Below are 22,037 nucleotides of genomic sequence, written 5' to 3' on the forward strand. Positions count from 1 at the left end.
GCCCCTGCGAGGACGGCATCAACGGAGCAATCAGCTCCCACTGCGCATCAGTCAGCAACTCCGTTCGAGACACACACCGAGCGTTCCAGCGACCAGCCCAAACCTTTGGGAGACACGCCCTAGCCCCGGCGCCTGTCGGCCGCTGACCGTATGGTCGCGGTGTGGTGCAGCACTGGTCCCCCATGTCCCAGGTGCAGGCCGGCGTCGAGCCGGGCACCTGGTACATGTTCGATCGCAGCCGGCGCATCGCGATCATCCGGCTCGTCGAGGTCCGCGGCCGCCGGCTGCTCCGGTCGGTGACCTACGACGCGGACCCGGATCAGCGGCAGCTCATCGGCTACTTCCCCGACAACGGGATGCGGCTGGCGGCCGAGTGCACCTGGTCGGAGTACGTGCGGGCTACAGGACCGCCGACGAGTAACCGCCTGTAGAAGGCCTTGGCTCTCGGCGCATCTTCCGGCCCCGCGGGTTTCCTCGGCCGACGTCGACGAGGCCGGGCAGCTCGTCCGCGTACTGCCGGCCGAGGCGTTCGTTAGCCGCCGTCGTGTAGATCGCGATGCCATCTGCATCTGCGCGATCGCGCAACTCGGGCAGGACGAGCGCGCGCAGCGCCTTGCCTCGCCCCCTGCCAGGGTGGGCGGCGATGTGATCCTCGACGTGCCACCCTTCGGCCGTGGCGACCACGGCGAGCACCGCGTCTTGTTCGGGGCTGAGGTAGTACCTCGCCGCCGGTCGGCGGAGGAGGTACGCCTGCACGGCCACACCGATCGGCAGGGACGGCCACCACATGATCGCCAGGAACGTCGAGAATAGGCGCCCCGCGAAGCGGCCGTGCCAGGCGCCGTACCAGTAACCCCGCTGGGACCACCACAGCAGGCGCAGCGCGTGCCTCGCTCCTGGCTCCTCCACGCCCGCGAGGGCTGGCGGCCGCGCAGCGACGTCGCCCATCTCAGGCCTGACGCGCTCGGTCAATGTAGGTGAGTCCGGCACGACGCAGCGCGTCGGCCGGCGACCCGTCGCTGTAGTCGGGGGCCTCACCCGTCATGGGCAGCGGAGCGTTGGTGCGTGCGTACTCATGCACCTGGTCGGTGAGCGTGTCCCACGTCGCCGGCTCTCCGGTCGGAGTCGTCGTCAGCTCGACCTCGCACGTCACGCCGCGATCGGTGAAGTAGCGGCGCGCGGCCGCGAGGTACGCCGCGGTGTAGGCCGCGAGGTCTTGCTGCCACAGCTCCTCGACGGTCGCGGTCGCGGCGCGTGCCGAGGCCAGCGCGGCCGCTTGCGGCTCGCCGGTCGACTCGGCGCGCTCGATGACGGCCCCGGTGATGCTCTGGGCCTCCTGCATCAGTGCGAGCACGCGATCGCGGTCCTGCTCGTCGACGCCGAACACGTCGGCCGGCATGGCTGCCTGAATGTCCGCGATCCGTGCGCGTTCCTCGGGCGTGGCCACGGCGTTGAACAGCTCCTCGTCGAGGGCATCCTCTCGGCTGCCCAGCTCGGCGGTGGCCTGCTCGTAGAGGTCGCTCAGGCCGAGGTCGTAGAACACGTCCGCGGCGTCGAACGCGAGGCGTACCGGCTCAGTGCGATAGCGCAGCAGCTCGTCGGGATCGTCGCCCGCGGTGCTCTGGACGATCTGGCGCACGTAGTCGGCTTCCCACGATCCGGGACGGCCGGCCAGCAGCTCGTCGACGCCGCCGAGATTGGCGGCCACGGTCGTGATGACATGGCAGGCGATTTCTCCGAAGTCGACGGGCTCGACGGCGGCATGCTCGGTGCCGGCGCCGCGGACGCGGGTCTGTCGCGCCGCGGTGGTAAGCGCGGCGATCGCGTCGGCTACCGGGTCAGGCTCGGGTGGCTCGACGGCCTGCAGAACGGTGGTCATGGGTCGGTCCTTCCGGGATCGGTTCTCGAGGATCGGGTGCTGGCGGCGCTGTACGCCGCCCTGACAGCATGATCGGCTCCGGGTGGTGCTACTCCCCCATCGGGCGGCCCTGGGGCATCTCACGGGCTCCGATGGCCGGGAACGGCTTGCCACCGTTGTACTTCGCTTCCAGCCGCTCGACCTCGGCCATGACGGCGTGGTTGATGAACGCGCTGAGCGATCGCGACCCCTCGGTGAGCTGTGTGTGCAGGATCGCGCCGCGCACGCGCGCGGTGTCCTCGGGGTCTTGGTAGAACGACACCTTGGGCGGGTACTTCGTGCCGGCCTTCTTCGTGACCGGGCGGACGGTCGGTGCTGCGACGGCAGCGGCCGGCTCGGCGGATGCCGCGGGCTGGCTCTGCGGCTCGGGAGAGCTGACAGGTGGCGCGACGGGGCTCGATCCGGCAAGGCTCGACTTGCGGGGCGCGGGACGGGTCATGATGCGGCTCCTTCGATCGCAGTCAGGTGGTCGGTGTAGATCGCTCCGAGCGCCGTCGCTTCGGCGCTCCCCCACTCGTCGAGGCCGCGGGCGGCTTCGGCCGCGTCCGAGATGACGACGCGCTTCGGGACGAGGGGCGCGAGGAGGCTCAGGCCGCGACTCTCTGCCGCCTGGCTCAGCTCGTCGAGCCATGTGCGGCCGCTGACGGTCTGCTCCTCGTGTCGGTTCACGATGACGCCCGCGACGGTCAACTGGGGGTTGTAGTGCTGGCGAACGCTCTCGATGGTGTCGAGGAGCTGTGACAGGCCGTTGGCGCTGAACAGCTTCGATTCACTCACGACGACCACGGCATCCGCCGCGGTCAGGCCGTTGATAGTCAGCTGGTCGAGGCTCGGGGCGCAGTCGATCAGCACGAGGTCGTAATCGCCGGTCACCTGGGCGAGGGCCTGGCGCAGCCGGCCCTCACGGCCGGCTCCCGCGATCACCAGCTCGTCGCGGACGTAGCCGAGGGTGACGCCGGTTGTCGGCACGACGTCGAGGCCGGGCCAGACACCGGGCACGATGACATCTCGGATCGTCTCGGGTGCGCGCGAGCTCAGCGCGTCGGCCAGGCCGGCCTGGTCCTCGTCGACTGCCTCGGCCGCGGCGATCGACGTCAGGTTGCCTTGTGGGTCGTTGTCGACGACGAGCACACGTCGCCCGGCACGGACAGCAGCGCGGGCCAGGTGGAACGTGGTCGTGGTCTTGCCCACGCCGCCCTTCTGATTGCAGAGGGCGAGGATGCGTGCGGTCACGGTATTACCTCCAATGGGGCTAATAGTACTTTTGCCGTCAGACACGGCGGCGGACATGGGAGAGCCGGGGGCCTTGCGGCCCCCGGCCGGGTCAGTCAGAACGGAGTGTCGTCGCAGCTGTCGGCGGCGCTGGCGCTGTTGCGCTGCACGGTGACGCTCTGACCGCGCAGGCTCACGCCGATCTCGTCGGCGCGGACCTCGTGCTGGATGCGGCTGCCCTGCTCGCCCTTGTACTCCGTGACGCGGTAGCTGCCGGAGAACGTGACGCGGATGTTGCCGCCCTGCTCGGCCGCCTCGACGAGGTTCGTGGCCTGGTTGCCGCTCACGGCGACGTCGTAGGCGGTAGCGGGGCCATCGGTGTAGCTGCCGTCCTCCTGGCGGATGCGGTCGGTGACGATGACGCGGGCGTAGGTGTACGCGCCGCGCTCCCCCTCGCGCAGAGTGGGCGTCGCTGCCAGGTTGCCGGTGCGGGTGATGTAGCTCATGGTTTCCTCCTGAAATCGGTGGTGACTCTAATAGTACTGTTTGCGGTAATGGGGTTGCAAGGGTTAGTAGCGCTCGACCTCCATCTGTCGGCCGTCCATCTGCGAGGGGTACAGCACCCACTCGATGCCGCTGGACGGGTTGGGGCTCTCCACGCGCACGCCGATCACAGGTGATCCGAACTCGATCGGTCCCAGCTCGTCGGTGACGCGCAGCGGCGTGCGGTAGGCGCGGCCGCCGTGGCTGATGAGTCGGTCCCCGATCCGCAGCTCTGCGAGCCGGGTGAGGGTGATCTTGGACATGGCTTCTCCTTTCGGAGCGGCCCTAACGGCAATAGTACTATTAGGGCCGCTCGTGGTCACATGGGCTGGATGGTTCCGATGTACTCGCCGCCGGGGCCGTGGATGATGACGGGAGCGTTGGCGTCGATCTTCATGACGTACACGTGCTCGGCCGCCTGGGGGTCACTCTCGATGTGCACGGTCGCGATCGTGCCGCCCTCCTCGTCGTCGAAGTCGACACGGCCGTAGTCGTCCTGCTCGGACGGGCGGGGGTTCTCCTGGCCGGTGATGCCGTCCCTGACCCACACGAGCGGTTCCAGCCGGGTTCCGAGGTCGTAGGGCGTGTGCCGGGGCGCATAGCCGATCAGGTCGCCCACCTGAGTAGCGAACGACAGTAGCTCTGTCGCCTCGGTGCGCAGTGACTCCGCCCCCTGGGGATCGCCGTCACGGGCAACCTTCAGCGCGAGGTCGACGGTGGATGCAGCGGCAGACAGGCATGCCGTCCGCACGTCGACGAGCCACGTCCGCACGCGTTCGGGGGTGACGTCGGTAATCGGCCGCGGGCACTGAGCCTTGATGCTCTCGGGCAGTGCCGCGTACTGGGCGGCGAGGTCTTGGGCTGTGGTGTTCATGGTGCCTCCTTCTCTCTAACTCTAATAGTACTATTGCCGGTAATGGTGGTCAAGTCACTAGCGCGAGTCGCAGCCCAGGTCGTCCATCGGGTCGACGGGCACCTGGTAGCTGTCGGCCTCGTTGATCCGGGCGATGCGCTCGATCTGGTCGGGGCGCAGGTCTGACCAGTGATCCTCTCCGGTGCCGTCCTCGACGATGACCACGGGGGCGACGGTGTAGCCGAGGTCTGCGGTCACGTACTCGCGCGCGTTGGCGTTCTCGGGCTTGGTGATATCGACCTCGCGATACTCGATGTGCTTGGAGTCCAGCATCATCTTCGTCATCCGGCACTTGCCGCACGCCGGACCGGTCGTGTACACGGTGACTGACAACATCTCTGAATCCTCCCACTCCACGTTTTTTGCCGTGAAGGCACTGGAAGTGCCGGCAGGGAGAGCCGGCGCGAAGTGCAAGGGACCGTGGAATACCGGACTGAGCGCAGCGAGGGAGGATATGCCGCGAAAGCCCTTGCACGGAGGCCGGCCGACCGTATGCTGCCGCAGGCTTCACGGCGAAAAGACGATGGCCGAAGGCCGAACAGTCGGCCGCGCGCGGCCGTCCTTCTGAGCGGGCGTGCTCCGTCACGTCTGCGCCGGGGGAGTGTGAGGGGTCCGGCCCCTCACCGGCTCCTTGGGGAGCCGTTCGTCGTGCCATTCCTCGATGGTGAGCGCGACGAGCTGCACGGTGATGGTGCCGTGGGTTCGGCTGGTGTGTAGTCCCAGCTCGACCGCTTGGGCGTCGCTGCTGGCCAAACCCTCGGCCGGGGTGCTCATTCGTCCTCCAATGGTGGGAATAGTGGTATTAGGGTCACGCGGCGGGCTCGGTGGCCTCGGTGTCGGTGTCGGGCTCGGTGAGCGCGGCCGCGAGGGTGTGGGCGGCGCGCAGTACGTTCGCGGCGGTGGCCTTGATCGTGTCGGCGTCGCACTTGCTCCATCCGGCGACGTAGCCGACGCTGGCGGCGCTGGTGTCGAGTCCGAGCATCCCGGCGACGACGTAGGCGACGCTCTCGGCCTCGGTTTCCTTGATGCCGCGGTGCTCGACGTACTCGGCGTGGTCTTCGTCGGCGTGCAGGATGACGTGTGCTGCCTCGTGCAGGATCGTCGCGGCCGCGTCGGCGGGGGAGAGGTTCGCCTCGATCACGACTCGACGCCCGTCCGGGTCGGTGAATCCCTGGGTGGCTCCGGCGATGTGCTCGCGGGTGACGGTCCAGCTCTTTCCGGTGAGGTAGTCGGCTACGGCGTCGTAGATGCCGGCCTCGTCGTCGGCGTCGAGCGCTCGGACGATGGTCGACGGGTCGCCGGCTTCCTCGTCGATGAGGTCGGTCTGTGCCATGTCGAACACGGACACGGGGAAGAACCGCACGCGGCGCTGCTCTTCCTCCTCGCCCTTCTCGTTCTCGACGGTGGTTCGCACGTCGCGGCCGCCGAAGATGCGGATGCCGCGCTCACCCTTGCGCACCTGTCGGTTGAGCTTCTGCCACGTCCGGTATCCGGCGACGTGGGTCGCCTCGGGCCGCTGGGCGAAGATCAGCAGGAGGTTCCCCAGGCTGTAGCGGTGGAACGCGCGAGTGAAGTCGAGGAACCGCGCCCACGTCTCGGACTCCCGCAGCGCCTCGACCTGCTCAGCGATCGTTGCGTGCAGCTCCTCGGCCTCGGCTCGACGCTCCTCGGCGGTCTTGGTGCTGGTGATCTTGCGGGCCATCTCACTACCTCCGGTGACGGTATTAGTACTATTCGGGTCACTGACCCCTCCCTCCACGTTTTCTTGCCGTGAAGGCACGTAGTGCCATTCAGGGCAGAGGAGGGAGTGTCAACCCGTGAGGGCGGTGGGGGAGAGAGTTTCGGCGCGATGTGAGGGAGCGCAGCGACCGCGTGCCGAAAGTCTCGGAGGAGCCGGCGGCGCAGCGGCTTGCGCGGACGACGGCGCCCGTAGAATGCCGCAGGCTTCACGGCAAGGAAACGAGCGCCGCAGGCGCGGGTAGCTGTCGGCCGCCAGCGGCCGTCGTGCACGGCCCGCAGGGCCGCGGGGGAGCGCGAGGGCGCCGGCCCTCGTGTCGACCGCCGGTCGACGTGCTCAGGCGATGCGCTTCGCGCCGAGCATCCGGCTCAGCAGCTCGTCGACGGGATCGGGCTCGATCGGCTCGACGGGTACGGAGGCGGTCGACGCTGTTGCACCGCCGGTCAGCAGCGCTCGGGCGGTCCGGTAGTCGGCTCGGCCGTCCGCGGTGCGGGGGTGGGCGCCGTAGGCGTTCGTTCCCAGCTCGGGCAGGAGTGCGAGCTGACCGGGGCCGGGGCGTCTGGTCGGATGCGTGCGCCGTGGCGCACGCATCCATGTCTCCTCGGCCTGCCACCAGGCCCACAGCTCGCGCTCGACGGCGTAGCGGGCGGCACGAGCCTGTAGCCGGCCGTCGACGTCGAGCTGAACGGCGGCGGCTCGACGATTGTCGGCGGCTCGACGGTGCCACCCGTCTCGGCCGAGCACGAGCACGCCCGCACGGGTGAGGCGGTCGAGCACTCTGCGCGCCTCGTCAACGGTGCAGCCCGTGGCGCGGGCGATCGCATCGGCCGGGAGAGGTTCGCAGGTGGTGCGGGCGTAAACGTTCCCAGCGTGGAAGCCGAGTCCCGGTCCCAGCGTGAACAGGTCGTGTGCGGCATCCGCGGTTCTCGTGCTCAGGCTTGCGAGCAGGGTGGATCGTTCAGCGGCCCCGGCCCCTACGGGGCGCGGGTCCGCTTGTGACCGACCTGTACCGGGGAAGCTGGGGATAACCGCCTGGGGGTCGATCGTCCAGTGCGCGCCGTGCGGGCCGTCGGCTGCGCGGGCGTGGGCGATCCATCCGTCAGATGCGAGCCGTAGGAGCGCCGTACGCGCCGTTTCGCGACCCACCCCGGCTAGTAGGGCCAGGCGGCGGGTATCGGCCTCCACAGAGGCGCTGAGGGCCTGTAGGGCGAGGATGCACAAAACGTCGAGCACGCGGCGGTCGGCTGGGCCTCCTCCGTGGGTCCAGCGGCCGGCGGCGACGTCGGCGCGGGCTTGCAGCTCGCGCACGTGGGTGGCGATCGCGTCGGCGCGGCCGTCGAACGTGGGATCGTCCCCGATCTGGCGGCTCGTGGTGGCCACGAAGCGCACGGCCTTGTCCCACTGCCGGCGCAGCAGCCGAGCGGCGCTCACGCGGCCGCGAGGTCGTCGCTGAGCGCGATCACGCTCGGTGCGTACGTGTTCTAGGCCGGGGGCCTGGTCGACGAGCGCGGCGATATCCGCGTGCCGCCACCTGGCGGCCGCGGCGCCGACGAGGATGCGCCACAGCACCGCGGAAGCGTCGCCGGAGGCGGCGTCCTCGCGCAGCGCGGCCGCGCTGCCGGCAGTGAGCTCACGGCGCGGACCGGGCAGGTACAGGCGGCCGTGGTCATCGAGGGGGATCGGCCGCTTGGGGTCGATCCTGCCGGCGGGCTCGGCGTCGTCGACGAGCTTGGCCAGGGCCTCGACCACGGCGCGGACCTGGCCGGCGGTCGTCGAGGGAGCGGTGAGCGTGCTCAGCTCGCCGCGCAGCACGGTTGACCGGCCGCCGTCGCGGTGCGGCGCCCCTGGGGGCCGCACACACCCCGTATCGGGGTTGCTGAGCGGGGACGTGTCGAGCGTGGGGCACAGGTGGCGCGTCAGGCGCGCCAGGGTGGCGATCGTCTCGTCGTCGACGCTCTCGGCCAGGGCTGCCCAGACGTGACGGCCGTGCGAGGGGCCGGACTCGCAGACGACGTGCTCAATGCCGGCGTCCGTGAGGAGGCCGGCGATCACGTCGGCATCGCGCGCGGCCGCGGCCGCCGCGCCGGGTGTCTTGGCGTCGAGGTCGAAGCCGAGGAGGCGGAAGCGGCGATCGGTGCCGGCGAGGTAGACCGCCCACGGGCGGGTCGGCTCGTCGCCGTCGACGAGCTGGTGGCCGGTGTAGCGGTTCACGACGTCCCCGTAGGCGTCGATGGCTGCCACGCGCACGCTCGGCCGAGGGCTGAGGGCGCGCGTGAGCTGCCACGACGCGCCAGGAGCGTCGCTGTATGCATAGTGGGTCGGGCGCGCTACAATGAGCGTGCCTCCTTCCGTAGGTGGTACTCCGAAGGTCCGGACGCCAATCCGGTTCTTCACCCCGGCCGATCTGAGTCAGTCGCCAAACTCGACAGATCAGGCCCTCTGCTTCCGAAGCCCTCGCCTCGCCAAAGGCGGGGGCTTCGACCGTTCTATGCGGCTCTCGTGCTGGCCTCCTCGGGGATATCCAGCTCGCTCGCGCGATCGCGCGGGGGCGCGGGCGCGAACTGCGGCATGTTCAGGGCCTCGGCGGCGAGAGCCACCAGGTACTCGCCGTAGGCGAGGCCCATCTCGTCGGCGTTGTGCTTCAAGATCGCGCCGAAGGCAACGGGCGGCTTCGCCAAGATGGCGTCGCGCTCACCCTTGCTCGGTCGTCCCATTCGGTGTGCCATGCCCGCCATCCTCCCGAGATTCGTTAACGAAAAGAGGGCGACACGCCGAGGACGTCGATCGTGCATACGACGTCGCCCATGACGAGGGCGGTTCCGGGCTCGATGACGTAGGGCACGTCGGGGTCGAGGCGCACGGGCGGGTCGGTCTGCGTCTCGATGCCGTTCCCGCTGTGATGGTCGGTGACGATGATGTGGCCGGCGTCGTCGACGTCGACGAGCGCGTGGGTGCGTGACACCATGCGCGAGGGGCTGAGGATCGTGACGGGTAGGCGGCCGTCGACGGCCGCGGGGTTGCGGCCGAGAGCGGCGTTCTGATCGACGTCGACGGATCGCTGAGTGTTGAAGCTCAGCCGCAGCGTCGGCCGCGGTGCGGGCGGGGGAGTGCGCGAGACGAAGATCGTGTGATCCAGCTCGTCGTCGATCGCGGCCGCGTCCGGTTCGGGCACGACGGCCTCGGCGGCGTCGGGCACGAGGGCCTGGACGTCGATCGGCTCGGCCTCGACCCGGTGCGGCTCGGGAGCGTGGCACTGGACGCACATGGGCTCGGTGACCGGCTGTAGGCGCCGGCAGATTCGGCAGCGGCCCTCGTGGACGCTGAGGCCTTCGGCCGGCGGGATCATGCCGGCGTCGTCGACGAGCTGCACGATTCCCTCGGGGCGTACCGCGAGGTTCCATGTCTGGGCGCCGTCGTTGACGGTGAACCGGACGGGGCGGTGCAGCCGTGTGGCGATCGCCACACATCGCGCGATCATGCCCGTGCGCAGCTCCTCGACGCTGCCGGCCTCGCAGGCGCGTTCGGTGCCGTTGACGATGAGGCTGCCGAGCTGCACGAGGCCGCCGCGCACGATCTGTTCTCCCGCACCGTGGAGTGTCCCTGTGATGCGGGGCCAGTCCGCGACCCGTTCGGGGCGGCGGGTGGCCTGTGTAGCGTTCACAGGCCACGGGCGACGGCGGCCGCGGCCGCAAGCCACGCCCGTTGCGTCGTGGGTCGGAGGGAGCCGTAGTGCAGCAGCCCGTCGACCATTGCGGGGTCGTACGGGATGGTGACGGCCTCGCGCGCGAGCTGGCGGTAGCCGGTCGCGACGCGATCGACGTCGGCGGGTGCGGCCTTGGAGTCGGCCTGAGTGACGACGACCACGGCGCTGTCGGCCAGAGCGGCCGACGAGGCGTTGCGCTCCGCGAGGGCTTCGAGGAGGAGGGCGCCGGCCTCTGCGTGGTCGTCGCGGGTCGTGGTGGCCACCACAAGCTGGTCGGCGTGGTCGATCATGCGCAGCCACATCGGGTCCGACTCGTCGTTGCCCGAGTCGATGAAGATCAGCCGGTAGTACTTGCTAGCGACGGCGTGAATCGAGTCGACGTCGACGGGCTCGACGCGCTGCTCGTGCGCGAGAGCCATCGGCTTCGAGCGCAGCACGTCGAAGCGATCGCGCGTCTGATGGTGCACGTAGTGGGCGAGGTCGGCCGACTGAGCCCCCGTGCTCAGGAGCCGGTCGACCTGGGGCAGCAACTCGAGGAGGGTCGCCTCGTGCGGCCCCTGCTCGGTGCGCCAGCCGAGGGTGCCGCGGGTCTGGTTGTTGTCCCACGCGAGCACGCCGGCCCCGCCGTAGCGGGCGAACACCGCCGCGAGGAGCACGGTCGTGGGCGTCTTGCCGGCGCCGCCCTTGCCGTTGACGATCGCGATCGTGCGCGGCCCGGGCCAGTGCTGGGACACGGCGAGGGCGTCGGCGCGCTCGGCGCGCTCATCCTCGCTGGGGCTCATCCGTAGGCCGATGCGCGTCGCGAAGCCGCGCCACCCCTTGGTGGCGGGTTCCTCGGCCTGCTCCTGGACGAGGAACGACTGCCGGCGTTCCCGCCGGGTCGGCAGCTCCTCTGTCGAGCTGGTCGACGCGGCGGCGTCGGCCCACCGGGCCGCGGCGGGTTCGACCGGCGCCGGGCTCTGTTCCGGCGCCAACTCGACGGGCGCGGGCCGAGCGCCGCCCGTCGTGTCCTCCGTCACGGTGGCGTCAGGGTGGATGATGAGCGGCCATTCGCCTGACGGGTCGCGGCTGATGACGCGCAGCGGTCGGCCGAGCTGGGCGGCACGCTCAGCGACGATCCCGACGACCTGTGCTCGCGCGTCGTCGACCGTGCCGGCCTCGATGGGCGTCACCGACCCGCCGATGGAGACCTCGGCGGTTCCGTCCGCGCGCAGGGTCGCCTCGACGCGGGGCCAGGTGGCTGCTTCATTCATGGTGCTCATGGTGTGGGTAGTCCTTCCGCTCATCCGCCGATGGTGACGCCGACCGCCTTCATGAACGGCACGGGGTCTGTGGGGGAGTCGTTGATCATGACCTGGAAGTGGAGGTGGCAGCCGGTCGAGTCGCCCGACGAGCCGATGAGGCCGATCTGCTGACCGGCGGTCACCTTCTGGCCGTCCTGCACGAGAATCCCGGAGGAGTACATGTGCAGGTAGACCGTCTGCACACCGCCGCCGTGGTCGATGATGATCGTGCCGTTGCCGCCATAGCCGACGTTGAAGCCCGTCGCGATCACTGTCCCGGCCTGCGCAGCGTAGATCGGGGAGTCGCACGAGCCGGCGATGTCGACGCCGGCGTGCAGTTTGAGCACGCCGCTGACGGGACTGACGCGCATCCCGAACGGGCTGCTGATCGGCCCCTGAGCTGGCAGGGCCCAACCCTGGGCGCTGACCTCGCCGTTGCCGAGCACGGTCGACGAGCACACCTGATTGCCGGTGCCGGCGTTGAGGCCGGTCTTGACGCCGGTCAGGCCGTCGACAACGGCCACGGCGGCATCCCAGTACTTCTCGTAGTAGTACGGGTCCGCGTTGATCTGCACCCGGTGGGCGACGATGGTCGGGGCGAGCGAGTCTCGGTCCGGGATGGTGGCGAGCTTCTTGAAGAAGTTCTTCGCACTGGTGAACGGGTCCATCCGGTCGGCGTAGCTGCCCCATGCGCCGTTGTCGCGCTGCTGGAACAGGCCGCGCGAGTCGGGGCCTACCGCGTCGCCATAGTCGATGACGCGCAGGCCGGACTCTCCCATCGCCGTCATCACGCCGATGGTCTGGTCACGCGCGCTGAGGTTCTGGGCCTTGCCGGCCTCGATGATGTACGCGGCGTTTACGAGCTGTTCGTGCCCGTAGCCGCTGATCGACGTGTCCGGCACGCTGGCCGGGTCGATCGACACCGCGGCGGACGAGCTGCCCGTGGGGTTGCAGCTCGCGGCCGCGGAGCTGGCCAGGAGGATGAAGCCGAACATCCCGGCCAGAACGAGGACCGGGATCGCAATGATGGCGCCGACGCCGAGCTGCTTGCGATCCATCAGTGCGTTCCCTCGGGGGGCGTGAACCGAGCGGCGAGCCAGGGTGCGGCGCCGTTGATGCGCGTGAGCACGATGGTGTACATGCCGGCGTCGGAGGGGACGTCGACGGAGACGGCGTAGCGGCTGCTGTCGTCGACGATCGTGCCGGCGCCGGTCACCTGGTGAGCGGGGATGTTTGCCGGGTCGACGTACTGGTAGTCCTGCTGGGCCTGGCTGGTGAGGAGCGGCGACAGGGCCGCCCACCAGTCGGCCGAGCTGAGGTCGGGGCGTGCGAAGGTCGTCAGCGCCTTCTCGGCCGCGGCGATCGCCGCGGCGCGCTGCTCGGCGTCCCACGGCGGCGCCGGCTTCGGGTCGACGGTCGTCGCGCCGCCCTCCTCGTCGAGCGGAGTACCGCTCGGTGCAGTGGTGAACTGATCGAGGTCGGGCATGGTGATGCCCGACGAGGAGGGCGTAGGGCTCGCTGGGGGGGTCGGTTCGCTCTGGCCTGTGCAGCCGGCGAGGACGATCGTGCTCGCCGTGGCGATCGTTGCCACGGCGAGTCCCAGCGTGCGCTTGCGCATGTCAGCTGTCCTTGCTCTCCTCGGTGTGCGTCGAGACGATGCGCGGCCGTTGCGCGTTCGCTCCTGTCGCCATCGTCGCCTTCAGCTCGTCGCGCAGGACGCGCCAGGTGGTCCCGAGCTTGTAGCCGGGGATCACCCCGTCTCGGAGCCACGCATAGACGTTCGTGCGCGTCACGTTCAGTACCTCCGCGACGTCTTCAACGCTGAGCACGTCCGGCCGGCCAGCGAACAGCGCGTCAAGCGCCTGTTCCCTCTCACCGCTCACAGGGAGCGTCCAAAGTTCCGGTCGCATGAATCAATAATGCAACGATCAACTAGAAACAGCAAGGATTGACTATGTTCGGGCACATTCGACAACATCTTGCATCCTTTCGATATCCGTACGTAGGATGGCCTCGTTAGAGGCGCATCCTCATTATCGAGTGCAAGGGAGTGTGTCGTGAGTGACGGCATGAATCCGTGGATATCGCGGCCGACAGCACCGGAGCCGGTGTCGTCCGTCCCGATCTCGGCTCCGCCTGCCCAGGCGACGGGGCCGCTGGTCCCTCAGCGTGGGGTTCCGGCGCCGGATCGCGTCGACCAGCTTCCGGTCTACGACCGTCCGCACGAGGCCCCGCTGTGGTGGCTCGGAACGCACGGCGGAGCCGGTGAGTCCACGTTGGCCGCACTCGTGCCTGCCTGGCCGGCCGCCGATCATGGGTGGCCCCGGCCGCCGCAGGGGCCGGCGCGCGTCGTGCTTGTTGCTCGCACGAACGCACGCGGTCTGCGCGCGGCGCAGGCCGCGGCCACGCAGTGGGCTGCCGGCCTCGTGCCGCACGCCGAGGTCGTCGGCCTCGTGCTGATGGCGGACGCGCCCGGGCGGCTCCCCAAGCCGCTGCGCGACCTGGCTCAGGTCGTCGGCGGCGGCGTGCCGCGGGTGTGGACCGTGCCCTGGATCGATTCTCTCCGACTGGGAGAATCGCTCACTCTTACCAACGTCCCGCGTGATGCTCGCCGCCTCGTCGACGAGCTGAGCGCACTCCTCACACCTGGTGCAGCCAGCACCGCCAACCGAAAGGAACTCCGATGAGCACGCTGCACGCGATCCTCACCGCGGCGAACGACTTCGCCGCGCTCCTCCCGCAGGCCGACATTCCGAATCCGGCGCCGGTCCAGCCTCCCGGCACCAACGGGTTCGTCACGATCATGGGCTGGGTCAAGTGGGTGGCCCTGGCCGTCTGCGTCATCGGCATCATCGTCGCGGGCGCACTCATGGCGATCAACTCCCGCCGCGGCGAGGGCGGCGAGCACGCCGGCCGGATCGGCTTCGCGCTCGGCGGTGTCATCGTCATCTCGGCCGCGGCGAGCCTCGTCGGCTTCCTCGTCTCCTGATCGGAGGGCATGACATGACCTCCGAGGACGGCGAGAAGCAGCCGAGTCCCTTCACGCGCCCCGGCTTCATCGCGGCCGCGGGCGTGGTCGCGCTGATCGTCGTCTGCGCGATCATCCTCGTCATCGTCAACCTGTCTCGGGGCAGCTCCGCGCCAGCGCCGACACCCACAGGTACGTCGAGCGCGACCACGGCGCCGTCGACGCCGGCAGCATCCGGTGACGCGAGCGTGTGCGGCCTCGGTGGCGTCGAGCTGTCGGGGACCGTCACGGCAGCGCCGGATGCGACGTGGAAGTACGAGGGCACGATGGCCTATCCGACGTCGCCCGACTACGGCCCGGGCAAGACCGACCCTGCGGGCTTCCGCTACTGCTTCCAGCACTCGCCCACGGGTGCGCTCTTCATGGCCGCGAACGCCTTCGCCCAGGGCTCCACGGGAGCGGACAGCAAGGCGTGGTCGGAGTACGTGTTCGCGGACGGCCCCTACCGGACACAGCTTCTCGCCCAGGCCGGTACGCAGTCGAGCACGACTGGAACCCGAAGCTCGATTCAGGGTTTCCGGGTGCTCAACTACGACGGCAAGACCGCATCAATCGATCTGGCCGTCAGCGTCTCGACGCCGAACGGCACGACGACCGTCTCCGGTGTCTACTCGCTCGTTTGGTCGGACGGTGACTGGAAGGTGAGCACCGACACTGCGACGCCTCTCGACGTTGCGCCGATCCCCAACGTAGCCGGATACACGAGCTGGGGAGAGGGGTAACCCGATGGCTGACTGCGCTCCGCTCGATCTTGTATGCCAGGGCGGAAATATCGCGTCGAGTGCGCTCGGGAACGCGATCGACAACATGGCGAAGGCGGTCCAGGAGGCCTTCGGGAAGGTGGTCGCATCACTCGGCACGATCTGGGTGAACATCGGCACCCCGAACCTCACGGGGTCGGGTGGCGATTCGTCCCTGACGGCCGGCAGCGCGGCGCCGAACTCGGGAAACATCACGACGGTTCTCGGCTATGCGACGTGGATCGCACTGGCGATCTGCGTCATCTCGATCGTGATCCTCGGGGCTCTCATCGCGACGAGGATGAGAGCTGGTGAGGGGATCGCCGCGGTGGGCCGCGTGGGCCTGGTGCTCGCGGCCGCGGTGTTCATCTCGGGCGCCAGTGCGATCGTGACGGGCCTGATGCCGAGCGGGCCGACAGGTGCCGGCGGCGCGGTCGCCTTTCTGCAGTCGGGCCTCTGGTGGTACATGGGCGCCGCGGCGGTCATATCCGTCATCATCGGCGCCGGCCGGATGGCGTGGGAACAGCGCGCCGAGCCCGGTCGGGAGACGATCAAGAGCCTGCTGACGCTCGTCGTCGTCGCGGGCGCTGGCGTGACGATCGTGGGGCTGCTGGTCGCCGCGGCCGACAGCTTCTCGGTGTGGATCATCAACTCGTCGCTGGACTGCGACGTGACCGCGGACGGGTCGACGTGCTTCGGCACGAACATGCTGAATCTGCTCGCGTTGACGACCAACCCGGCGGCCGGCGGGCTCGGCTCGCTGCTCATCATCATCCTGGGCATCATCGCGATCCTGGCCTCCGCGTTCCAGATCGTGCTCATGGTCGCCCGCGGCGGCATGCTCGTCATCCTGACGGGCATCCTTCCGCTGTCGGCGTCGTTCACGAACACGGAGATGGGCAAGGGCTGGTTCCGCAAAAACGTCGGCTGGCTGGTCGCGTTCATCCTCTACAAGCCCGCCGCGGCGCTCGTGTACGCCGCGGCGTTCCGCCTCGTCGGCACTGACATCTTCAAGGACGACGGCACGGGCCTGCTGGCGGTGCTCACCGGCATCATGCTCATGATCATCGCCCTGTTCGCGATGCCGGCCCTGATGCGCTTCGTGACGCCGATGGTCGGTGCTATGGCCGGCGGTGCCGGAGGCGCGCTTGCTGTCGGTGCGATGGCAGCTCTACCGTCTGGTGCCGCGGCGATGGGTCGCCTCGGCACGGGCGGCGGTGGATCGGGGTCGTCGGGCAGTGACGGCTCGTCGGGCTCGCAGGGGCCGACAGGCAACTCCGGTGGAGGCGGCGGGTCTACGACGTCGGCCGCGCAAAATGCCGGCGCGCAGAGCGGTGCGGGAGCCGGGAGCGGCGCTGCGGCCAGCGGCGGAGCTGCGGCCGGTGGTGCTGCTGCTGGCGGCGCGGCCGCGGGCGGCGGTGCCGCTGCTGCGGGAGCGGCCGGGGGCCCGATCGGGCTCGCCGCGGGCGCCGCGCTCGAAGCAGGCAAGAAGGCAGGCCAGGCGGCCGCGGGTGCGGCGCGTGGCTTCGGAGAGCAATCGACAGGTGAGGGAGGCGGTCCTGATGGCAGCCGTTGACACAACGAATCGTGGTCCTCGGACCTACGGCAACTGGCGCAAGCCGACGTCGCCGGGCATCCTCGGCCTCGGCTCGGTCGGCACGGGCCTGCTGCTCGCGTCGCTCGTGGTGCTCGTCATCACGGTCATGGTCGCCGGCCTCTTGCAAGCGGTGATCCTCGCCGCCGTGCTGGGGATCGTGCTGCTGGCCGTGCTGACCAAGGACGCGCACGGCAAGAACGTGCTCAGCCGTGGCGGGGCGCGGATGGCGTGGTGGTCCGCGAAGTCGCGAGGCACGAACATCTACCGCTCCGGTCCTCTCGGCCGGTCGCTGTGGGGCACGTATCAGCTCCCCGGCCTGGCGGCGCCGACGCGGCTCAGTGAGCACACGGACTCCTACGGGCGCCCGTTCGCGCTGCTGTACACGCCCGCCACGGGCTCGTACAGCATCGTGATCGGCACGGAGCCCGATGGGGCCGCACTCGTCGACCAGGAACAGATCGACGTGTGGGTGGCCGACTGGGGACACTGGCTCGCGAACCTGGGCGACGAGCCCGGCATCGAGGCCGCCTCGGTCACGATCGAGACGGCCCCCGACACGGGCACGCGGCTGCGGCGGGAGGTTCTGATGAACCTCGACGCCGACGCTCCCGCGTTCGCTCAGGGGATGCTGCAAGAGGTCGTCGACCGCTACCCGGCGGGCTCGTCGACCGTGAAGGCGTTCGTCGCGATCACGTTCTCGGCGGTGAATCGGCAGGGCGGCAAGCGTCGTCAGCCGGACGAGATGGGCCGCGAGCTCGCGGCACGTCTGCCCGGTCTGACGGCGAGTTTGCAGGCGACCGGGGCGGGTGCTGCGCGGCCTCTGTCCGCGCAGGAGTTGTGCGAGGCGATCCGTATCGCCTACGACCCGGCGGCCGCTCAGCTCATCGACGAGGCGCACGCTGCCGGCGAGACGCCCGAGCTGAGCTGGACCGACGTCGGTCCGTCCGCCGCTCAGGCGTCCTGGGGTGGCTACCGGCACGATTCCGCGTACTCGTGCACGTGGGCGATGACGCAGGCCCCGCGCGGCAACGTTCAGTCGGGCGTGCTTGCGCGGCTCCTGGCACCGCATCGCGACATTGCGCGCAAGCGCGTGACGCTGCTGTATCGCCCGGTCGACGCCGCGAAGGCCGCGGCGATCGTCGAGGCCGATCTGCGAGCTGCGGAGTTCCGCATGACGGCCAGCAACAAGCCGGCGGCGCGCGACAGCCTCGCTGTGCGCGCGGCCGCGGCGACCGCGGCCGAGGAGGCCAGCGGCGCCGGCCTGGTGCAGTTCGGGATGCTCGTCACGGCGACGGTCGCGGACCTCGACCGTGCGCCCGATGCGCGCGCGGCGATCGACAACCTCGCCGCCACGGCGCGGCTGAGGGTGCGGCCCGTGTACGGGTCGCAGGATTCCGCGTTCGCCGCGGCGCTCCCGCTGGGCCTGGTTCTCCCGAAGCACATCAAGGTTCCGGCCGAGCTGAGGGACAAGCTGTGAGCGCCCCCGAGCTGCGCCGCACCGCGAAGGCCGAGCGTCGGGCCAAGCGTGTGCAGAAGGTCGCCACGAAGGCCGAGAAGCCGAAGGAGCTGCGCCCTCAGCGGCCGCCGATGCGAGGGTGGTTGGGGCGCGGTCGCGGTTCGTCGAACTACGTTCAGGCGGCCGACGAATGGCGCGGGACCACCGTGCAGGTGTGCGGCATGTGGCCGTTCGCGATCGGCACCGGGACGCCGATGGTCGGTGTCCCGCTCGGCCGTCATATCCACACCGGGGCGACGCTGTGCTGCGATCCCATCTCGTGGTTCCAGCGCGCGAAGCTCATCAGCAACCCGTCCGCGTTCGTGCTCGGCAAGCCCGGACTCGGCAAGTCGACGATCGTCCGGCGGATGGCCCTCGGGCTCGCCGGCTATGGCGTGATGCCGCTGGTGCTCGGTGACTTGAAGCCCGACTACGTAGACCTCATCGAGGCCCTCGGCGGCCAGGTCATCACCCTCGGCCGCGGCCGCGGGTATCTGAACGTGTTGGACCCTGGCGAGGCGACGGAGGCCGCTGCGCGGCTGCGCGAGGCCGGGTTCGAGAAGGAGGCCACTCAGGTGCTCGCGGACGCGCACGGCCGCCGGCACACGATGGTGTCGGCGCTGCTGACGATCCTCCGCTCGGCGCCGCCCACCGACCGGGAGGAGACGATCATCGACCGCGCCTTGAAGTGGCTCGATGACAACTTCGACGGCGTGCCCGTGCTCGGTGATCTGCTCCGCGTCATCCAGGAGGGGCCGGCCGAGGTCCGCGCCGTGGCGCTGGACCGCGGCAACGATGAGCGTTACCAGTCGATCACCGAGGGCCTGGAAGCGAGCCTCATCGGCCTGGTCGGCGGCGGGCGTCTCGGAGAGACGTTCGCTCGCCAGACCACGAACCCGATGCGCCGCGACGCGCCCGTGGTCTACGACGTCTCTGCGATCGACGACTCCGAGATGGACTTGCAGGCGGCGACCCTGCTCGCTTGCTGGTCCGCCGGCTTCGGCACGGTCAACGTGGCGAACGCTCTCGCGGATGCCGGCCTCGAGCCCCGTCGCCACTACTTCGTCGTCCTCGACGAGCTGTGGCGGGCGCTGCGCGCCGGCCGGGGCATGGTCGATCGCGTCGACGCGCTCACCCGCCTCAACCGGCAGCGCGGCGTCGGCATGGCGATGATTTCGCACACGATGAGCGACCTCCTGGCCCTCCCGACCGAGGAGGACCGGATGAAGGCCCGCGGCTTCGTCGAGCGCTCGGGCATGGTCATCTGCGGCGGCCTGCCGTCCGCGGAGATGCCTCAGCTCAGCGCCGCCGTGCCGTTCTCGCAGGCCGAGCAAGAGATGTTGATCGGCTGGCAGGACCCGCCCGCGTGGGACCCGTCGACGGGCCGGGAGGCCGAGCCCCCCGGCCGCGGCAAGTTCCTCGTGAAGGTCGGCGGCCGACCCGGTATCCCGGTGAACGTGCAGCTGACCTCCGTGGAGCTGTCCATCAACGACACCAACAAGCTCTGGCACGAACAGTCGCGCGTCGGTCGCCGGCATCTGCGCGCCGTCGAGGAGGTACAGGGATGAGCACGCCGAACAACCGCCGCCGCGATCCGGGCGGCATGGGTGGCGAGGCCATCCTGCTCTGGGTCGGCATCGTCGCCGTGGTGGTGCTCGGCGGCGCCGTCTACGGATCGGTCCGGCTCGGCCACGCGATCGCGGGCGACGGCGCCGAGCTGCCGTCTGACCCGTTCGCGCTCGTGTTCGGCGTGTTCAGCGGCAAGGTGAGCTGGCCTGCCGCGTCCTGGTGGGTGCTCGGCGGCATCCTCGCCGTCGCGATCGCGCTCGGCGTGCTGGTGGCGGTGTGGCTGCACCGCATCCGTCAGCGCCGCTCTCGCGTCGACCGGGCAGCCGCGTACATGGGCCGCGGCCGCGACGTCGCGGAGATGAGCCGTAAGAGCGCCCAGGAGAAGGCTCAGCGCCTCGGTGTGACCTCCTCGGCTGGTGTACCCATCGGGCGCACGGTCGCGGGCTCACAGCCGCTCTACGGCTCGTGGGAGGACATGCACGTGGACATCTGGGGGCCACGTACCGGAAAGACGACCTCGCGTGCTGTGCCGGCGATCATGGATGCGCCCGGAGCGGTCCTCGTGACGTCGAACAAGCGCGACGTCGTAGACGCGACACGCGACCCGCGCGCGGCCAAGGGGCCCGTGTGGGTGTTCGATCCGCAGGCGATCGCGAACGAGGAGCCCACCTGGTGGTGGAACCCGCTCTCGTACGTCACCGACGAGGTTCGCGCAGCCAAGCTCGCGGAGCACTTCGCGGCCGGCTCCCGCGATCCCGGCGCAAAGACGGATGCCTACTTCGACCCGGCCGGCCAAGACCTCCTGGCCGGCCTTCTGCTCGCCGCGGCACTCGACAGCCGGCCGATCACCGACGTCTACACGTGGCTGACCCGCCCGGCCGACGACACGGCTGTAGAGATCCTTCGCCGGCACGAGTTCACGCTGACGGCCGACCAGGTGGCCGGCGTCGTCGACGCGCCCGAGAAGCAGCGCGGCGGCGTGTTCGGCACGGCCCAGCAGATGGCCTCCTGCCTCACGAACCGTCAGGTGGCCGCGTGGGTGACGCCGCTCCGCGGCGGCGTCGACGAGCGGCCGCAGTTCAGCCCCGAGGCGTTCGTGCGTGAGGGCGGCACGCTCTACAGCCTCTCCAAGGAGGGCCGCGGCACCGCCGGCCCGCTCGTGACCGCACTGACGGTCGCGGTGGTGGAGGCAGCGGAGGAGCTGGCCGCCCGCTCGGCCGGCGGACGTCTGAGCACACCGCTGCTCGGCGTGCTCGACGAGGCGGCGAACGTCTGCCGGTGGCGTGAGCTGCCGAACCTCTACTCGCACTACGGCTCGCGCGGCATCGTCCTGATGACGATCTTGCAGAGCTGGTCGCAGGGCGTCGAGGTCTGGGGCGAGTCCGGCATGAAGAAGCTGTGGAGCGCGTCGAACGTCAAGGTGTACGGCGGCGGCGTCTCCGAGGCGGCGTTCCTCGACGACCTGTCGAGGATCATCGGGGACTACGACCGGCTCTCCTCGTCGACGTCGTACGGCCGCGGTCAGCGCACGGTGTCGCAGCAGCTCCACCGTGAGCGGATCATGGACGTGGCCGAGCTGGCAGCGATGCCGAAGGGTCGCGCCGTGGTACTCGCGTCGGGCTCTCGGCCGACGCTGATCCGCACTCAGCCGTGGATGACGGCGGCCTACGCGGCCGACGTGCGCGCGTCGATCGCCGCGCACGATCCCGAAGCTGAGCGCACGATCCGCGAGGCGCAGCAGGAGCTTGCCAGCGTCGAGGCCACGATCGGGACGGAGGCGGCATCGTGAGCGACTGGGGCGATGACGAGCTGGACCCGGCCGACGTCGACGACGCCGCGGTGGACCAGGCCACGGGCGAGGTCGTCGATGAGGAGCCCGCAGCGGAGCCGAGCCTGTACTACGGCTCCGTCGACGAGTTCCTGCGCGAGTATCTGCGCAGCGTCTACCGGCGCAAGATCGACGGCAAGTCGCGGGTGTGGGCGGCTCGCTGGTGGGAGTACGACGAGGCGGTGATCCGCCTCGAAGCGCTGTGGCGCGCGTGGGAGTTCCTTCGCCGCGATCCCGCTACGGGGATGAGCGTGTGGTGGCGCGATCACGCGGACCATCACATGGGCGTGTTGATGGACCCGCAGGGACCGTTCGCGGCGGCCGACGCGATGGCGACGGAGAACCAGTGCTCCAAGGGCGACCCGCTGCCGTATGAGGCACCGCCCGAGGGGCTGTTCCCGGACGTTCGCGAGCTGGACGCCTGAGAGCGTCCCTGGGACGTGAGAGAGGGGCTGCACCTGGTGGTGCAG

26 protein-coding genes are annotated in these 22,037 nt (G+C 70.0%); 9 read left to right on the forward strand and 17 right to left on the reverse strand.

Translation table 11 applies throughout. The features are described 5' to 3' along the window. Positions 1-161 precede the first annotated feature (161 nt). Entirely contained in the window at positions 162-431 is a 270-nt protein-coding gene (locus MicroSTF_RS18950; protein ID WP_045246206.1) for a hypothetical protein, read from the forward strand. On the opposite strand, the gene MicroSTF_RS18955 is transcribed toward MicroSTF_RS18950, so the two are convergent. From MicroSTF_RS18955 to MicroSTF_RS19035, 17 genes are all read right to left on the reverse strand, one after another. Continuing rightward, entirely contained in the window at positions 400-948 is a 549-nt protein-coding gene (locus tag MicroSTF_RS18955; protein ID WP_048809404.1) for a hypothetical protein, read from the reverse strand. The genes MicroSTF_RS18950 and MicroSTF_RS18955 overlap by 32 nt on opposite strands. Before the next feature lies 1 nt (position 949). Next, positions 950-1,879 carry a hypothetical protein gene (locus tag MicroSTF_RS18960; RefSeq protein WP_045246207.1) on the reverse strand — a complete coding sequence of 310 codons (930 nt, stop codon included), beginning with the start codon at positions 1,877-1,879 and terminating at the stop codon, positions 950-952. A gap of 88 nt (positions 1,880-1,967) precedes the next feature. Next, positions 1,968-2,357, reverse strand: coding sequence for a ParB family protein (locus MicroSTF_RS18965; RefSeq protein WP_045246208.1), 390 nt, complete (start codon positions 2,355-2,357; stop codon positions 1,968-1,970). Continuing rightward, positions 2,354-3,151: a ParA family protein gene (locus MicroSTF_RS18970; RefSeq protein ID WP_048809405.1), complete on the reverse strand. Its 798-nt coding sequence runs from the start codon at positions 3,149-3,151 to the stop codon at positions 2,354-2,356. The genes MicroSTF_RS18965 and MicroSTF_RS18970 overlap by 4 nt, the downstream gene beginning before the upstream one ends. 95 nt (positions 3,152-3,246) lie before the next feature. After that, on the reverse strand, positions 3,247-3,636 hold the full coding sequence (locus MicroSTF_RS18975) for a single-stranded DNA-binding protein (RefSeq protein WP_045246212.1): 390 nt from the start codon (positions 3,634-3,636) through the stop codon (positions 3,247-3,249). 63 nt (positions 3,637-3,699) lie between these two features. Continuing rightward, positions 3,700-3,936: a hypothetical protein gene (locus tag MicroSTF_RS18980; protein WP_045246214.1), complete on the reverse strand. Its 237-nt coding sequence runs from the start codon at positions 3,934-3,936 to the stop codon at positions 3,700-3,702. A gap of 56 nt (positions 3,937-3,992) precedes the next feature. Next, positions 3,993-4,547: a hypothetical protein gene (locus MicroSTF_RS18985; RefSeq protein WP_045246215.1), complete on the reverse strand. Its 555-nt coding sequence runs from the start codon at positions 4,545-4,547 to the stop codon at positions 3,993-3,995. A 57-nt stretch (positions 4,548-4,604) separates the two neighbouring features. Further along, entirely contained in the window at positions 4,605-4,922 is a 318-nt protein-coding gene (locus tag MicroSTF_RS18990) for a glutaredoxin family protein (protein WP_048809406.1), read from the reverse strand. A gap of 246 nt (positions 4,923-5,168) precedes the next feature. Then, entirely contained in the window at positions 5,169-5,360 is a 192-nt protein-coding gene (locus MicroSTF_RS18995) for a hypothetical protein (protein ID WP_045246217.1), read from the reverse strand. Positions 5,361-5,394: 34 nt separating this feature from the next. Beyond that, positions 5,395-6,288, reverse strand: a complete 894-nt coding sequence (locus MicroSTF_RS19000; RefSeq protein WP_045246220.1) for an ArdC-like ssDNA-binding domain-containing protein — start codon at positions 6,286-6,288, stop codon at positions 5,395-5,397. 372 nt (positions 6,289-6,660) lie between these two features. Next, positions 6,661-8,565, reverse strand: coding sequence for a hypothetical protein (locus MicroSTF_RS19005; protein WP_048809407.1), 1,905 nt, complete (start codon positions 8,563-8,565; stop codon positions 6,661-6,663). Positions 8,566-8,810: 245 nt separating this feature from the next. Beyond that, complete coding sequence (locus MicroSTF_RS19010; protein ID WP_048809408.1) at positions 8,811-9,050, reverse strand: hypothetical protein; 240 nt, start codon at positions 9,048-9,050, stop codon at positions 8,811-8,813. Positions 9,051-9,073: 23 nt separating this feature from the next. Further along, positions 9,074-9,985: an FHA domain-containing protein gene (locus tag MicroSTF_RS19015; RefSeq protein ID WP_048809409.1), complete on the reverse strand. Its 912-nt coding sequence runs from the start codon at positions 9,983-9,985 to the stop codon at positions 9,074-9,076. Then, a complete protein-coding gene (locus tag MicroSTF_RS19020; RefSeq protein ID WP_322957817.1) occupies positions 9,982-11,280 on the reverse strand; it encodes a MinD/ParA family ATP-binding protein in 1,299 nt (432 codons plus the stop codon). Before MicroSTF_RS19020 ends, MicroSTF_RS19015 begins: the two co-directional genes overlap by 4 nt. A 29-nt stretch (positions 11,281-11,309) precedes the next feature. Then, positions 11,310-12,368 carry a M23 family metallopeptidase gene (locus tag MicroSTF_RS19025; RefSeq protein WP_045246225.1) on the reverse strand — a complete coding sequence of 353 codons (1,059 nt, stop codon included), beginning with the start codon at positions 12,366-12,368 and terminating at the stop codon, positions 11,310-11,312. Then, positions 12,368-12,928, reverse strand: a complete 561-nt coding sequence (locus MicroSTF_RS19030; RefSeq protein ID WP_048809410.1) for a hypothetical protein — start codon at positions 12,926-12,928, stop codon at positions 12,368-12,370. The genes MicroSTF_RS19025 and MicroSTF_RS19030 overlap by 1 nt, the downstream gene beginning before the upstream one ends. Before the next feature lies 1 nt (position 12,929). Further along, positions 12,930-13,220 (reverse strand): helix-turn-helix domain-containing protein, encoded by a 291-nt coding sequence (locus MicroSTF_RS19035; RefSeq protein WP_045246226.1) that lies wholly within the window; start codon positions 13,218-13,220, stop codon positions 12,930-12,932. A gap of 147 nt (positions 13,221-13,367) precedes the next feature. Between MicroSTF_RS19035 and MicroSTF_RS19040 the strand changes: the two genes are divergently transcribed. The 8 genes from MicroSTF_RS19040 (at position 13,368) to MicroSTF_RS19075 (ending at position 21,992) form a co-directional block, all read left to right on the forward strand. Continuing rightward, positions 13,368-13,997: a DUF6668 family protein gene (locus tag MicroSTF_RS19040; protein WP_045246227.1), complete on the forward strand. Its 630-nt coding sequence runs from the start codon at positions 13,368-13,370 to the stop codon at positions 13,995-13,997. Beyond that, the gene (locus MicroSTF_RS19045) at positions 13,994-14,299 is read left to right on the forward strand and encodes a hypothetical protein (protein ID WP_045246229.1); all 306 of its coding nucleotides are present in this window, start codon (positions 13,994-13,996) and stop codon (positions 14,297-14,299) included. Before MicroSTF_RS19040 ends, MicroSTF_RS19045 begins: the two co-directional genes overlap by 4 nt. 14 nt (positions 14,300-14,313) lie before the next feature. After that, a complete protein-coding gene (locus tag MicroSTF_RS19050; protein WP_045246230.1) occupies positions 14,314-15,060 on the forward strand; it encodes a hypothetical protein in 747 nt (248 codons plus the stop codon). 85 nt (positions 15,061-15,145) lie between these two features. Next, positions 15,146-16,654, forward strand: coding sequence for a hypothetical protein (locus MicroSTF_RS19055; protein WP_045246231.1), 1,509 nt, complete (start codon positions 15,146-15,148; stop codon positions 16,652-16,654). Next, positions 16,641-18,152 (forward strand): SCO6880 family protein, encoded by a 1,512-nt coding sequence (locus tag MicroSTF_RS19060; RefSeq protein WP_048809413.1) that lies wholly within the window; start codon positions 16,641-16,643, stop codon positions 18,150-18,152. The genes MicroSTF_RS19055 and MicroSTF_RS19060 overlap by 14 nt, the downstream gene beginning before the upstream one ends. 110 nt (positions 18,153-18,262) lie before the next feature. Continuing rightward, positions 18,263-19,738 carry an ATP/GTP-binding protein gene (locus MicroSTF_RS19065; protein WP_211255127.1) on the forward strand — a complete coding sequence of 492 codons (1,476 nt, stop codon included), beginning with the start codon at positions 18,263-18,265 and terminating at the stop codon, positions 19,736-19,738. Beyond that, positions 19,735-21,528 carry a type IV secretory system conjugative DNA transfer family protein gene (locus MicroSTF_RS19070; protein ID WP_045246233.1) on the forward strand — a complete coding sequence of 598 codons (1,794 nt, stop codon included), beginning with the start codon at positions 19,735-19,737 and terminating at the stop codon, positions 21,526-21,528. Before MicroSTF_RS19065 ends, MicroSTF_RS19070 begins: the two co-directional genes overlap by 4 nt. Next, positions 21,525-21,992, forward strand: a complete 468-nt coding sequence (locus tag MicroSTF_RS19075) for a DUF4913 domain-containing protein (protein ID WP_048809415.1) — start codon at positions 21,525-21,527, stop codon at positions 21,990-21,992. The genes MicroSTF_RS19070 and MicroSTF_RS19075 overlap by 4 nt, the downstream gene beginning before the upstream one ends. The last annotated feature ends 45 nt before the right edge of the window (positions 21,993-22,037 follow it).

Origin of the sequence: Microbacterium sp. STF-2 (assembly GCF_034650155.1) — a bacterium.
In the GTDB taxonomy this organism is placed as follows: domain Bacteria; phylum Actinomycetota; class Actinomycetes; order Actinomycetales; family Microbacteriaceae; genus Microbacterium; species Microbacterium maritypicum_A.